At 58.7% G+C, this 12,739-nt stretch carries 16 protein-coding genes and 2 pseudogenes; 11 read left to right on the forward strand and 7 right to left on the reverse strand.

From position 1 onward, the window contains the following. Positions 1-184: pseudogene (locus NKJ23_RS33595) on the forward strand (DUF309 domain-containing protein); the annotation flags it as partial. Between the two features lie 654 nt (positions 185-838). On the opposite strand, the gene NKJ23_RS33600 reads toward NKJ23_RS33595, so the two are convergent. After that, entirely contained in the window at positions 839-997 is a 159-nt protein-coding gene (locus NKJ23_RS33600; protein ID WP_352496792.1) for a hypothetical protein, read from the reverse strand. An 874-nt stretch (positions 998-1,871) separates the two neighbouring features. On the opposite strand from NKJ23_RS33600, the gene NKJ23_RS33605 reads away from it, so the two are divergent. Next, entirely contained in the window at positions 1,872-2,084 is a 213-nt protein-coding gene (locus NKJ23_RS33605) for a cold-shock protein (RefSeq protein WP_024927640.1), read from the forward strand. A gap of 236 nt (positions 2,085-2,320) precedes the next feature. On the opposite strand, the gene NKJ23_RS33610 is transcribed toward NKJ23_RS33605, so the two are convergent. Further along, the gene (locus NKJ23_RS33610; RefSeq protein ID WP_352496791.1) at positions 2,321-2,782 is read right to left on the reverse strand and encodes a Ros/MucR family transcriptional regulator; all 462 of its coding nucleotides are present in this window, start codon (positions 2,780-2,782) and stop codon (positions 2,321-2,323) included. Positions 2,783-3,427: 645 nt separating this feature from the next. Here NKJ23_RS33610 and NKJ23_RS33615 point away from each other — a divergent pair. The 6 genes from NKJ23_RS33615 to NKJ23_RS33640 all read left to right on the forward strand — a co-directional run bounded on the left by NKJ23_RS33615 (position 3,428) and on the right by NKJ23_RS33640 (position 6,258). Then, positions 3,428-3,694: a DNA -binding domain-containing protein gene (locus NKJ23_RS33615; RefSeq protein WP_031195313.1), complete on the forward strand. Its 267-nt coding sequence runs from the start codon at positions 3,428-3,430 to the stop codon at positions 3,692-3,694. Between the two features lie 348 nt (positions 3,695-4,042). Beyond that, the gene (locus tag NKJ23_RS33620) at positions 4,043-4,429 is read left to right on the forward strand and encodes a phage integrase central domain-containing protein (protein WP_023722859.1); all 387 of its coding nucleotides are present in this window, start codon (positions 4,043-4,045) and stop codon (positions 4,427-4,429) included. Beyond that, complete coding sequence (locus NKJ23_RS33625; RefSeq protein WP_352496740.1) at positions 4,320-4,781, forward strand: tyrosine-type recombinase/integrase; 462 nt, start codon at positions 4,320-4,322, stop codon at positions 4,779-4,781. Before NKJ23_RS33620 ends, NKJ23_RS33625 begins: the two co-directional genes overlap by 110 nt. 296 nt (positions 4,782-5,077) lie before the next feature. After that, complete coding sequence (locus NKJ23_RS33630; protein ID WP_084643138.1) at positions 5,078-5,284, forward strand: helix-turn-helix transcriptional regulator; 207 nt, start codon at positions 5,078-5,080, stop codon at positions 5,282-5,284. Positions 5,285-5,870: 586 nt separating this feature from the next. Further along, positions 5,871-6,089, forward strand: coding sequence for an HK97 family phage prohead protease (locus tag NKJ23_RS33635; protein WP_352496746.1), 219 nt, complete (start codon positions 5,871-5,873; stop codon positions 6,087-6,089). Next, positions 5,983-6,258 carry a hypothetical protein gene (locus NKJ23_RS33640; RefSeq protein WP_156948355.1) on the forward strand — a complete coding sequence of 92 codons (276 nt, stop codon included), beginning with the start codon at positions 5,983-5,985 and terminating at the stop codon, positions 6,256-6,258. Before NKJ23_RS33635 ends, NKJ23_RS33640 begins: the two co-directional genes overlap by 107 nt. A gap of 847 nt (positions 6,259-7,105) precedes the next feature. Here NKJ23_RS33640 and NKJ23_RS33645 read toward each other — a convergent pair. Next, a complete protein-coding gene (locus NKJ23_RS33645) occupies positions 7,106-7,396 on the reverse strand; it encodes a hypothetical protein (RefSeq protein ID WP_352496741.1) in 291 nt (96 codons plus the stop codon). Positions 7,397-7,640: 244 nt separating this feature from the next. On the opposite strand from NKJ23_RS33645, the gene NKJ23_RS33650 reads away from it, so the two are divergent. Both NKJ23_RS33650 and NKJ23_RS33655 read left to right on the forward strand, forming a co-directional pair. After that, on the forward strand, positions 7,641-8,450 hold the full coding sequence (locus NKJ23_RS33650; RefSeq protein WP_352496742.1) for a hypothetical protein: 810 nt from the start codon (positions 7,641-7,643) through the stop codon (positions 8,448-8,450). Continuing rightward, positions 8,353-9,312: an SGNH/GDSL hydrolase family protein gene (locus NKJ23_RS33655; protein WP_352496743.1), complete on the forward strand. Its 960-nt coding sequence runs from the start codon at positions 8,353-8,355 to the stop codon at positions 9,310-9,312. Before NKJ23_RS33650 ends, NKJ23_RS33655 begins: the two co-directional genes overlap by 98 nt. Positions 9,313-9,319: 7 nt before the next feature. Here NKJ23_RS33655 and NKJ23_RS33660 read toward each other — a convergent pair whose 3' ends face one another. Together NKJ23_RS33660 and NKJ23_RS33665 are read right to left on the reverse strand one after the other, a co-directional pair. Then, positions 9,320-9,508 (reverse strand): hypothetical protein, encoded by a 189-nt coding sequence (locus tag NKJ23_RS33660; RefSeq protein WP_023722438.1) that lies wholly within the window; start codon positions 9,506-9,508, stop codon positions 9,320-9,322. A 179-nt stretch (positions 9,509-9,687) separates the two neighbouring features. Next, complete coding sequence (locus NKJ23_RS33665) at positions 9,688-9,969, reverse strand: hypothetical protein (RefSeq protein WP_023722439.1); 282 nt, start codon at positions 9,967-9,969, stop codon at positions 9,688-9,690. A gap of 313 nt (positions 9,970-10,282) precedes the next feature. On the opposite strand from NKJ23_RS33665, the gene NKJ23_RS33670 reads away from it, so the two are divergent. Continuing rightward, the gene (locus NKJ23_RS33670) at positions 10,283-10,561 is read left to right on the forward strand and encodes a hypothetical protein (protein WP_023722441.1); all 279 of its coding nucleotides are present in this window, start codon (positions 10,283-10,285) and stop codon (positions 10,559-10,561) included. Here NKJ23_RS33670 and NKJ23_RS33675 read toward each other — a convergent pair. Together NKJ23_RS33675 and NKJ23_RS33680 are read right to left on the reverse strand one after the other, a co-directional pair. Further along, positions 10,555-11,070 carry a hypothetical protein gene (locus NKJ23_RS33675; RefSeq protein WP_352496744.1) on the reverse strand — a complete coding sequence of 172 codons (516 nt, stop codon included), beginning with the start codon at positions 11,068-11,070 and terminating at the stop codon, positions 10,555-10,557. The two genes, NKJ23_RS33670 and NKJ23_RS33675, sit on opposite strands and share 7 nt — an antisense overlap. Before the next feature lie 993 nt (positions 11,071-12,063). Further along, a pseudogene (locus NKJ23_RS33680) lies at positions 12,064-12,207 on the reverse strand (IS5/IS1182 family transposase); the annotation flags it as partial. Between the last annotated feature and the right edge of the window lie 532 nt (positions 12,208-12,739).

Consider the following 12,739-nt stretch of genomic DNA (forward strand, 5'->3'; position numbering starts at 1 on the left):
TTTTCGTCGGGTGGCGCCTCTGCCGAGCCGGCCCTTTGAGGCCGCACTCGGAATGACACCTGCCGCGCTCGCGGTACACGCCGAAGCGGCCACAACTTTCCCGGCTGTTTTGCGAGAGCCGATGCCTGGCCAGCCTGAGCCCGTTTTCGATTTCATTCTCGCCCCTAAATCCGAGGGCGTCTGATAGGCAACCCCTACAGTACGGTTCAAGCCTCTTAGTTATTTGGGTGCACTGCCGACCTGTCATGGACAGTTCGACAAGGGCAGCTTCAATCCTGGCGCAGTTGACCTACGGCACAGCCCGGCGCTGGCGGAGCACCCATGGCAGGCGCCGCTTCCATCGTTCATCTCGCGGCAAAGCAACATCTTTCTGCCACCGCTTCTTCTTGCGGGTCCGTCTGCCTCCAGTCGGTGCGTTCGATGCCTTCGGAACCGGCGCTTCCTCAACCGTCGGCGGCTTAGGAAGCGATACGTCGGGCATGATCACGTCCTTGGCGTCGGGTACTGCTTCACCAACGGCGGCCATGGGCCGAGAACGGATATCTTCGCAAGGAACAATCGGCGCTTCAGCGATCGGACCTTCAGTCTCGCTTCCGCGATATCGTTCGTGATGGCGGCCAAGTCGATGCCGGCCCAGATTGAGTGTGGCCGCTTCACGAGCCAACGCTTCTGTTTGATCTCGACGACAAAGGGTCGCTGCTGCCTCATAGGCTCTCGGCAGACTCAGGAGAGTTGCGAATGTCGTCTAGGCCGATCGCACGCTTTCGTCCACCCGCCCCCACGCATTCTCCAACGGTTTTCCAAGACGTTGCTGTCGTCCAAGCCACGACTGAAGCGGCTAACCGCTGAGGCCGGGGCCCACGCTCCCGATCTCTTGTCCTGCTGTCAGCATGACCGCCATAACGACAATATCGCCCACGCAGTCGGCTTTATTAGGCCCATCGCGAAGCCGCAAAATATTCAAAATGCAATGAAGATGGCCGCCACCCTTGTCCATGCTCGCATGTTCCCGTGTAAATCGGACCCGTCCAATGCATTTTTTGAATCGGTCACCTGCGACTGATTATGCTGCTGATGGTCCGCATGCCGGATGTCATGGGTGGCCGGGCACGGATTGCGCTCCGCAAGCGGTCGGCAATCCCAAAGCTACACTTGGTGCACATCGCATCGGCTTTCCTCCACCGATCAACCCTTAGTGTGGGTTGAGAAGTCGCAAGAGGTGGCGCTGACCAGGCTTGTTCCGCAGCCCTCGTTGTCGTTGATCCAGACGCTGGGTGGTGAATGAGGAATCGCAGCAGCGATCACCCACAGGATACAGGTCAGCTTTGCTGCGCTCGATTTTGTCGATGATCAGATCGGCCCCCTTCTTCGCGAGAGTGGGCGCTCTAATCAGCCTAGAACGGCCTGATCCTGGTCAATTTCACGCGCGCCAACTGCCTCGCCGGATTGTAGAGCCTCTTGCGGGTATTTTCTACAACAACCACCAGGGTCATCAAATCAAGCAGGAAGTCGTCGATCGCTTGGGCGGTTGTTCCTGACTCACCTTTGGACTGATCCCAGCAAAACGCACGCCCGATCGATCGCATCCGCGCTGGCCGCAGTGATTAACGCTTCGACTCCTCTTGACGATGGCGATCGTACGAGGTGCCGGCCCCCGACTCCTCATTGCAAGGTTCACCACGTGATGCGTTAGTTTCGTCTGCCTTTGCGACTGCCGCTTGGTCGCGGCCAGTCCACTGGCTGCACGATGCGCTTACCACGGCGTGTCGCTCCGGGCCTTCCGGTCTTTCGCATTTGCTGCGTTATACTATGAACGGCCCGGCATGATCGCCGAACCAGAACGTGTTGCAAACTTTACAAGGAATACGCACATGGCAACTGGAACCGTGAAGTGGTTCAACAGCACCAAGGGATTTGGATTTATCCAGCCCGACAATGGCGGTCAGGATGTTTTCGTCCACATTTCCGCTGTCGAACGCGCGGGCCTCTCGACCCTCAGTGACGGCCAGAAGATCAACTATGAGATCGAACAGGATCGCCGCACTGGCAAATCCTCCGCTGGCAGCCTCAGCAAAGCTGGCTGATTTTTCTCCTGCCCTCGGCAAGAGCCGGAAGGACGCGGCAAGTCCGGATGTACTGACGGCCGCTCGACAAGAGCGGGCGAGAATAGGGCTCGGCGCAGCAGATTGCTGCAAGCGGACGCGCTTCTTGTGAAACGAGAATGTTTGCAGTTGAAGGCGGGCTGTCCCCGCCTTCTCGTATTCTGCGCAAATGCCGACGGCAGTTGCGCGCTCCAGAACGAACCTCGATTGCCGAAATTCTAAGCTGCGACCTTCTTGCGGGTCCGCTTCGCCACTGCCGGCTCCGGCGCTTTCGGTTTGCGGCCGAGCCCCATCGTCTTGGCCAAAGTCGAGCGCGCCGCGGCGTAGTTCGGCGCGACCATGGGATAATCCGCCGGCAGGCCCCATTTGGCGCGATATTCATCTGGCGTCAGCCCATGGTGGGTCGACAAATGGCGCTTTAGCGATTTGAATTTCTTCCCGTCCTCAAGGGAGATGATGTAGTCCGGTGTCACCGACTTCCTGATTGGGACAGCAGGCGTAAGCGCAACCGGCTTTTGTGCGGTGACGCCTGCGGCCGTGCCTTTCAGCGCCGCGTGCACTTGGCCGATCAGGGCAGGGAGATCCCCCACCGGGACCGGATTGTTGGACACATAGGCTGAGACGACATCGGCCGTGAGCTCGATGAGGGTGTCAATGTTTTTTTCGGCTTCTTCTGTCATGAAACTCTCCAGGCGGCGTGAAACACAGTCGGCGAAGCGTCGCTTCATAGTGGCGGTCGCCGCTGAAAGCAAATACAGCCCGGCAGGACTATCGCGATGCTCGTCGGCACCGAGGACCATAGCGCTGCATCCGCCGTCGTGGGCGTGTTGATCTGCGCGCTGTCGGCCGGGCAAAACGAAGGGCCAAAGATGCTTTGCGCCACCCATGAAGCCCCAAGGTCGTCCTTGCGCAGCTCACGAAGCCCTCACGGACGCGGTAGCTAGTCTTCGGTTCTTGACTTTCGATTTGACCTGCGCCCCGGCCAGCGCGCCCTCGGCAGGCGCTACGAACTCGAATACGGTGGTTGAACCGATGCTGAGCATCACGGTAATTCAAGCACAAGCTTTGCCTGTTAATCCTGTGGTCACAAACGACCTTGATGGCCAACAATGCGAAACCCGATGTGCGCGCCGCACGGTCTTGAGCTTTTTGCAATTCATCCCTCACCTGGGTCGACCGCTCAGAAGATGCGCATATCGCCTCGAGCGGGCGCTTGCGGGTCATGATCGCGATGGTGTCTTAGCTACGATGTTTCCCATCCTTGGTTAGGCTGTCGAAAAGAACAATCGCTCTTCGATCACTTACTTCCGGAGCCCGATGTCATGATGAAATATCCAGACGTTAAACCAGGTCTTAAAGAAGAAGTGCCCTGGTCTGACAGCCTGACCAGCTACGACCGTCAGCACTTCACGACCTACCTGAGGCTCCTGGATGCAGGTGCCGACGAGGCAAGCTATGAGGAGATGGCGCAGGTCATCCTCGGCATCGATCCGGTGCAAGAGCCGGAGCGGGCCCGGAAAACTGTGCGAAGCCATCTCGATCGGGCGAACTGGATGGTGACGACCGGTTACAAGGAATTGTTCGCCGGATGAGGGCGAACAGGCGGCGACACGCTCCGCCTGTTCAGATGTGGTTACGGCGTCCGCGAAAAGAGCGGTCTCACGGTCGGGGCTGCGGGAATTAGGTTCAAATTGAAAGACCTCAGTTCTTTGCTCCATCATGACGATCGACCAGATGGCGGCGACCGGTGCGAGCACCAGACCCGCCACGCTGGACGACAGCAACACGAGGCCAACCAAACCCGAACCGCCAACATGAAAAGCCAACCATGCAGGCAGGACAATTCCGACGCCAACGATAACGAAAGAAGCCGATGAAAAAGCTATAAACAGCGGGTCTTTCGAATCGTCAAGCGAGACACTTTCCCGGCTCGCTTTCCGATGAAGATAGCGGTGAAGGAGAAGTCTTTCCGCAATGGGAAGCACAAGGCGCAGTGGTCGATGACGTTGCGTGAATATGCCAAGCCGCTGCACAAGAGGCCGATCGCCGAGATCGCGCGCGACGACGTGGTCGAGACGCTGAAGCCGATCTGGGAGAAGATACCAGAGACTGCTGACCGCCTCCGCATGTGCATTGCAGCAGTAATGGATCACGCGAAGGCGAGGCGGCTTTTATGTCGGCGACAACCCTGCCGACTGGCGGAGAGGCCTGAAGGATATGCTTCCGGCTCGACAGAAGCTCACGCGCGGCCATCACGCAACAGTCGGCTACAAGGAACTGCCTGCCATCATCAAGCGCCTACGAGCCGCCGCTGGCGTGTCAGCTAGGGCTGTGGAGTTCGCCGCATTGACCGCAGCGCGTTCCAGTGAGGTTCGCGGCGCAGTGTGGCCGGAGATCGACCTTGATGCGGCCTTGTGGACGGTACCCGCCGCAAAGATGAAGGCTGCGCGCGACCATGAGGTTCCGCTTTCCGAGCGCGCCGTGACAATCCTCCGCGCTACACAGCAGCAGTCGACCAGCGATCTGGTGTTCGAAGGTGGACGCGACGGAAGGCCAATCAGCGACACAGCGATGACGAAGGCGCTTAGGGCCGCTGGTGCGGGCGATGCGACCTTGCATGGTCTGCGCTCATCGTTCCGTGATTGGGCTGGCGATAGACCGACTACCCGCGCGATGTAGCCGCGGCGGCCTTGGCTCATGTGCTCAAGGACAAGACCGAAGCCGCATACAGACGTGGCACCGCGTCGCAAAAAAGACGCGGCTTGATGGTAGACTGGCACAGTATTGTGAAAATAAAGCCCGTTGACCATATCGACATTACAGGCGAAAACGCATATTGTTCTTCACCTTGGCTTACCTCGCCTAAGTTAACGGCGACCCGAATCCCTCTCTAAAGATTCAGAGTTTGAACGTGCCCCTTCGCACGTTGGATTTTCCGCACGCTCTTTTTGCGCCGGGTTGCAATGGGGATTCCGATGACAGCAAACGACAACCGACCGCGCCTGATCGCACCAAAAGACGCGGCGGCAGCCACGTCTCTTTCTCGTACACTATTGATTTTGATGGCCGAAGCCGGGGGGTTCCCGAAGCCCGTTTCGCTATCCGAACGACGTAGTGCATATATGCGTGCCGAGGTCGAAGAGTGGATTGATAAGCATATCGCCGCGAGCGCGGCAGCATGAGCCACAATGCCGAAACTGTTGCGAAATGTTTATGCTTTGGAAGGCTACCGAGAAGGCGTTCCTGCAGCATCTTCTGATCCGATTCTATAGAGGATGTTCCGGACTTCAATAGGGAAAAGTTCGCAACCGGCTTGCACCTACTGCAAGAGGAGTGGCCCATCGACCGAACAGACAAAGATCGAGAAGCGCAGGGCTTAGTCAGCATCCGCTTCCTTGGCGAATTGATTGAAATGACAGCAATGCGCATCGCTCGAGAGTGAGCACACTGACGGGCCGCGCGTTTCTTCAAAAAACACCGCCGACCAACGGCGGCACTCCAAGACTGGACCGCTCCCCTTGAAAATCCTTGATGCCCGACCGGAGCCGCCAGGCTGCGGCAACGCAAGGGAGTGTGAGTATGGAACGGCGAGAATACGAAACCGCCACGGATAAGGGGCGCCCCGGTCAACGTCTGGTGAGACTGCCGGGCGATAAACAGCACACCAAGCGTGGTGACAGCGCAAAGGTCATCGCGCGCCGCATTGCGCTAGACAAAGCGGAGAAGCGCCTGCAGAGGCTGACGAATGGCTGAGTATCGGGCTACGCCATCCAATGGAGCCAACCCGCGACTATCGCGGGTCTCTTCGTTGAACAGTTTGCGCGCGGATCTTTCGACAAGTCATTGCTCCACAATCCTGACGTGGCGGCTCTGTGGTCGCATGACAGCAGCCGGCCACTTGGGTGTGTTGGCCGCCGCGACAGCAAATATCGCAGCGGCCGGTCCACCCGCCGAGCAAGTCATATTCTTCCACCATGTAGCTCTTGATCTTCAGCCAACTGCCGTGCCGCCAACCGGCTTCCATGGATGCAGGTCAATTCACGATTTGCTGAAACGCGCTGTTTCCGCCCGGGTGGAGCTAGCCTGTCAGTTTAGTGAAGTCGTGGCGCCGCGCGCGAACATGTGCCAGCAAATTCGTTTCGTTTACGACCCCTGATTGAAAGAGATTCAGCGTGGTCGAGGCCAGAATCTGACCGTCTATCGAAGTGCTGTACCATTTAGCGTCGGCGGTTATCTGGTCGACAACCCGCTGGCAAATCGCCCGATCTTTAGGTCTAAGGAACTGACTTTTCGGCGCTCGTAGCATCTCGATGCCTTTAAAGGGGAGTCACTTGTCTCCCAAGCGACACCCATGCGTGGGTCTCCCGAGAATGGATACTAAAACGCATCCAGGCCATTCGTTTGAGTGGTACGATGCGGGGCGTTGGCATCGGTGACGTGGTTGCGATCACGGCCGCGGTACGGAGGCGGTCACCGACGACCGTATCAGTGATACAACGCACTTCCTTAGCGGGCGGCCCAGCAGCTTGGGTTAGGGGGCGGCCGCTGGGCCTGACCAGCGAGCGTTCGGGAATGCTCGACTGGCTGGTTGGTATTTTAGATAAATCTAATATAATCGAACCATGCGAACGAAGTACGCGGCGGTAAGAAAGTGGCTGGCGTCCGATTCACTTACCGCGCGCTTTTGCCTTGGGTTCTGGCGAGCTTTCGGACGGGTTTGCAGCCAATTTTGCAGATCGCCGATCTGTTACCCACAGGGACTTTTTCCTCGCCACCAAATTCGTCACGATCGCCCTCAGCGGTCGCTCGGCTATGCATGGCAGCTATGGCGTAGTCGGCTCTGTTGGTTCGATAGTCTTCTTTTTGGACAGTCATCGTTTTCTCCCAGTTTCATAGCCCCTCTTTTTGCCCTGGCGGGGAGATTAACTGCCGGTGCATTACGCGAGTCAATCGATGAAACGACCACTCCGCAGTCGCGAGGGCGGGGAGCAACCCTACAATTTTTAACGTTGGAACGGCTTACAGACTGCAACACAGCCGCCCTTTCGTCGGGCTGCGTTGATCGCGTTCATGTTGCCCTTCAGCTCGCCGGTCTTGGCTTCACGTGCCTTGATGTCGTGTTGTCGCATCATGCTGCCAACCGGCAAGCCAAGCCAAAACACGCCGTCCACGTCACGGCGGGCGGTTCTGTCTTGTACGGCCATTATCGGCGCCAGGTCGGAATTCGTTCGGTAAAGTTCGGCTTCCAACTGGCTGCAGGACTTGCCCGCGTATACGCTGGACGAAACCAGCATGGGATTGACGTCGGCTGGGCGAGTAGCGCAGCCCGACAAAACGCTGATGGCTACAAATGCACATAACTTGATTCATGCTTCCCCCCAAAATGCCCGCGGCGAGCATTCGTTGAGGGCAGGACGAAGTCTATGTGCCTTGACGGCATGCGGAATATATTCCTATTCTGCGGGATGCCGCACCCTCGCCGACACGAAGCCGTTTCCGAATATCACCTCGCCAAAATTGAACGATAGGCGTGGCGCCTTGTCTCTGTCGGTCGGGGCGACGCTTTTGGACCTCAAAGTGTCCGCTGCCGACCTCGGCCTGCGGGTTGGTGAACCCGTTGAAATCATCGTTGATCTGATCGCCGCACAAAGCCTTCAGATCATCGGCAGCATCGCGGTGTCATCCGGGGTGGCGCACAACGAGAACAACACGGTCAACCCGGCAGTGGCGGGCGGGCTGGGCTACATGAGCGTTGGGCTGACCGTCACGCCGACCCAGAACGATGTCACGTTTGGCACGAGCCTGCTGGTTCGGCTCAACATCGCTGCCGGCGTCGGTGCGAATGGCCTGTTCGTGCTCGGCTGGGCTGTCCAGAAGGCCAAGTCACGCCTGACCTACATCGGCGGGGCTCTCCAATCTGCGGCCATGGTGGCGGAGGATCCGCACCCGAAGCTTAACATCGACCCGTTCTTCCGCATTGCGGCCAGCGGCGTCACCAACGACTATGCTGGCAACCCCCTGATCGGAGCATCGGCTGGCGGGTTTCCTCCTGTTCTGGTCAACGCGCCGGCAGGCTCGCCCTTCGGCACCAAGGCCATCAAGCTGCCGGCCGGCCACGCTGCACGACATCAAGACGCCCGTAGCCGAAGCAGGGTTGACGGTGGGAGAAACTGTCTGGTGTATCTTCGCCTTCATGGCGGGGAGTGCCCAGTCCATCCAGTTCATCCACTACATTCCGGTGTCGTCCGGGGTGACCCAGACCGTTCAGATAACCAAAACGGTCAATGGCCTGACGTATATTTCGCTGCCCATCGTGGTCACCCAGAACGACGTTACCTACGGCCTTAATCACCAGCTCCGCATCCTTCCGACAGGGGCCTTGGCCGCGGATGCCTACCTTCCCGGCTGGGCCATCCAGAAGGCACCGGGCCGGCTGATCGATAACCATGGCCGGTTTGACAAACTGGCCAAGGACGTTGCCTCCGTGCCGGCCTCGCAGTTCGCCGGCAAGATCGGTGCGCACTTCGGCGATAGCATCATCGAAAGTGTCATCTGGCCGGGCATCACGCCGACCGCCAAGATTGCCCAGCGCACCGGCATGACGATCACCAACTGCGGCGGCGGCGGTACCCGCATGGCCAACCATGCTGCGAACTATGACAAGTTCTCGTTTTACCGGCTGGCCGATGCCATTGCCTCCGGTGATTTTTCCCAACAGATAGCCGCAGCAACGGTCATCGGAGGCATCTTTCCAGCGATTGCAGCGCGCATGGCATCGGTGGATTACAGCCTGCTGGATTACCTGATCCCCTCGTTCGGCACCAACGACTTCACCGGCGCCGGCCCGACGTGCCCCATCGGCACCAATGCGGACATAACCGGGGCGACCTTCAAGGGAGCCATCAACTACGGCATCCAGACGATCATGACCGCCCGGCCGAACCTGAAGCTCATCTTCACGACGCCGATATGGCGGACGCTGGACGGCACTGCGGGAGGAGCCGGAAGCCAGCTGATCGAGTACGCCAACGCCATGCTTGAGGTCTGCGCCCTAAACAGGGTGCCAGTGGTCGATCTGTACCGCCGCTTCATCATCAACCAGTTCAACTACGTTCATTGGATGGGTCCTGGAGACGGAACTCACCCCAACAATCTTGGACAGGACCTGATCGGCGGCATGATGGCGGCGGGGCTGTTCGACAACTTCTAAGTTGCGCCTAGACAATCTCGGCGCGGACGAAATGCCATGACGCCGTGTTAATGATCGTGTCCGGGGTGTAGGGATTGGTGAGTTTCACTAGCGTCCCATCAACTTCCGCGACCGTCCAGACGCCAGTTTCGTCGCTCCAGTCGCCCGGAACCGCTACAATCATGGTGATGCGGTAATCTCTTCCGATTTCGAACATTCGGCCCTCCCCAGTTTTTGGTTCGGGGCAGAATGCGCGCGTGCTTGGGCCGGCGCAAGGGTCACCGACCTCGCAGGCGCGGATGGCGTCGACCAGCGCGACAACCGCGCCACGGGCCAGGTGGATGCCATCCTCGACGTGATCTCGAGCAACCTTTTCACGGCGATGGCAAATCTACCCTAGTGGAAGTCAATCTTTTTCGACGGCTGCGCGGTGTGGCTTTTGAGACTGATGAGCGCAGGCGTGTCGATCTTCGACGCTATCCGCCGGGCCAGTTCCCGCAATTCGAAAAAGCCGTCAATACTCATCAGGCTCAACGGTGTGCCTGACGAAGTATCCCACCGCAAAGGTACTTTGTCTTGCCTGTACGAAGATCCGTTCATCTCGCAAATGGCGTCGTAAATCGCCTGTGCGATCGACATTTCGGCCCGGATACGCTCTGCGTCTTTTTGGCTGTTCATAAGAATTTTTCCCCAAACCACGGTCCCCCTTAGCCGCTTTCATTAGGTGTCGCTAGATCACGCGGATGTGACACGTCGGATAAAATCGATTGATATGGCCGAGGGAGCGCACGCGGTTTTCTTTGGTCTTCGCCGTGTTGAGCGCCATGCAAGACTCGTGCCGCGTCCATCTTGATCGCAGCGTTGAATGGGCACTATTCGCAATGTATATTGCGCCCATGAGCACTGCAGCTGACAACAATTTTTTGCTGCCGCCTCCGGCTCCAGCGTATCTGCCGGCGCGCGTCATCGGCGACCCGAAGAAGGCGGCGTAGTGGTCAGCCCGCTTCCGGATCCCGAGGTCGCAGACGAAGCGCCAAGCGAGCCCTACCTCACCCCATACGACAATAAACGCGTCGCCATGTATATGTGGCTGCTGGACGCCGCCTATGACGACGAGGATTGGCGCGTGGTTGCCAGGACTGTGCTGCATATCGATCCCGAGAAGGAACCGAAGCGGGCGCACCGAGCCTGGGAAACTCATCTCGCCCGCGCCCGGTGGATTCTCAAGGAAGGGTACAAGTTCCTGTTCCCGAGCCCCACGACTCACTGACGAGTCTGTCCGTTAGGGCCGAAATTGGGGCCGCAAGAAGATACCGACAAAAGGTTCAATAAAATCAACGGCATCTGGCGGAGGGAGTGACCGTCCGGCTGTTTTTTCGCGCCGACGTCATGCCTTTTCTTCGCACCGGTTAAAGGTTTTGGTTCCCTGGACCAGGAAACATCGATGGGGCTCGCGGTCACCCAGGTGAAGCCACCGCATCCACCATGCGCATCAAGCGCACGGGTCAGTCGAGGCGACAATACACGAGACCCGCCGCGCAGTGCCTGCAGTTCTTTGAGACTGGCACTGATGAAGGCAAGTGCCTCGCCGCGGTTGGGAACCGGTCCCTTCTTCATAGCACGAACCCTGCTGCCACGAATTGACCCCAACTTAATTAAACGCCCTCTCATGGCGTGAAAGTGACTGTCAGCATTGGAGGCGCGGAAATTTCTCCCAATGCAGATGCTCAGGACGTCCTTCGCACTGCCGGACGGTGCCTTTTTGAAGCGAAACAACATGGACGAAATCGTGTTTCGTTCGTCTATGAAGCCGCCATGTTGCGGGTCGTGACGCCCTAACCTACCGCTGGCCCAGCCCTGACGCTGGCAGAGTATCGCGAGAATGGGGCCTGCCTTCCAACCGATTGCGGATGCACCAACAACCCGGCCACGTACGACGTTTCACAGCCTGGGGCCTATTTTTCAGGTAACCGGCAATTCGTTGGAGTCCGTTCTCCTAAGTGACGCAAAAAGGCCCGCCCCATTGTCTGGAGCAGGCCCTTTGATTTGCGCGGTACTCAGAACCTTGCCGCTTCGCGAAAGATAATAGCGAATGGTAAACATCGACTGAACGTCCGTGCCGCTTCGGTGGCCTTGGGTTAGGTGCGGCCTGTCCTTGTTGCTTGGCGAGATCGGGGCGGCTGATGCCGGCTCAGTGCGACGCGGATTTCGTGCAAACCCCAACAATGCTGCCCCCGCATCGATCACCGCAAGCAGATTGGCCAGCTAAATGTCATCCACTGCAGGGCAAATTCGTTGCTCGCCGGCCGACAAATGCTGGGAGGCACTGCATGCGCGCGCTCGCGCGGACCTGTGGTGAGAGAATTGGCGCCCGGCCGCGATTGATCAAAGTTGGACCTGCGGACCGAGTGTCACCGCTTGCGATCGTAACATTGATGCGATCCGAATTTACTCTTTGGCTCGCGCCCAAGCTGGACGCTCAAGGATGCCGCGTCTTCGCCGATATCCTGACGCTTCAGCCCGGCGACCGGTGGCGCAGAGAAACCTCACGAACGCGAGCCGGATCGCGAGCCAGATCGAAGATGAGCTTTCCACCCCTGCATGGTACCGGAGTCTGGGCCCGTTGGCGCAGGATGGAAGGCGATCCTGATGTACGATGATACACTTCCCGTGCGTCGAGATGGGCGGACTCGAAATGAGGCCGCAGTTCGTCAACGACACCGTTGTCGCTCCGGATTGCCTGCTCGAACAGCAGATGTCCGTAATCGGCCGTCAGGCTTCGAGCTCCTTCGGCTGACTTTTGAGGGCGGCGATGAGTAGCCCCAAAAGAGCCTTCCGCCACCGGAGCAGGAGCGAGAAGTTGTAGCCGGCGGCGGCCAGGACGGCGTCGCCCTGCTGGCGGGCGAGGTAGTTGCGGCCAGCTTCTTTCGCTTCGCGCCACCAACCCTTCGACCAAACCGGTGCCGTGACACCCGTTCCGAGAACAGGCGAGCCGCGCGCCGGTCTATATGCCGCGAAGGACAGACGAGCCAACATCCCGAAACTTGCTTACGTCGAACTCGCGGGAGACCGGCACCAGGGGGCCTGACACCAAGTCCTCGAATGCCCTCGATGTGTGTTCAAGATCCTAGGAAGTTCTCTCCTTACCACTGGAAGACAGCTCGTCCAGCCGCATCTGAACAGGAGGCCGGTGCTCAATCAGTGCCGCGCAGGATGTGCCCGATTGACAGGCATCAGGGAAGCCCAGGTCCTTAGTCCACAACGCTGTGACGAGCGCGACAACCGCGGCGGGGTTAGCCAGCTCACAGTTCAAGTCGATGGCTCAACTGTTGCATGGGGAGAGCTCTTACTTCTCGCTCCAAGTGCGGACGCGGCGCACGAGCTCGGAAGTTGAGATCCCGTAGCGATCGTGAAGCGTCGGCAGCGCGCCAGCGTCGAGGAACTCGTC

The sequence above is a fragment of the Mesorhizobium sp. M0184 genome, from assembly GCF_040322215.1.
Taxonomy (GTDB): Bacteria; Pseudomonadota; Alphaproteobacteria; order Rhizobiales; family Rhizobiaceae; genus Mesorhizobium.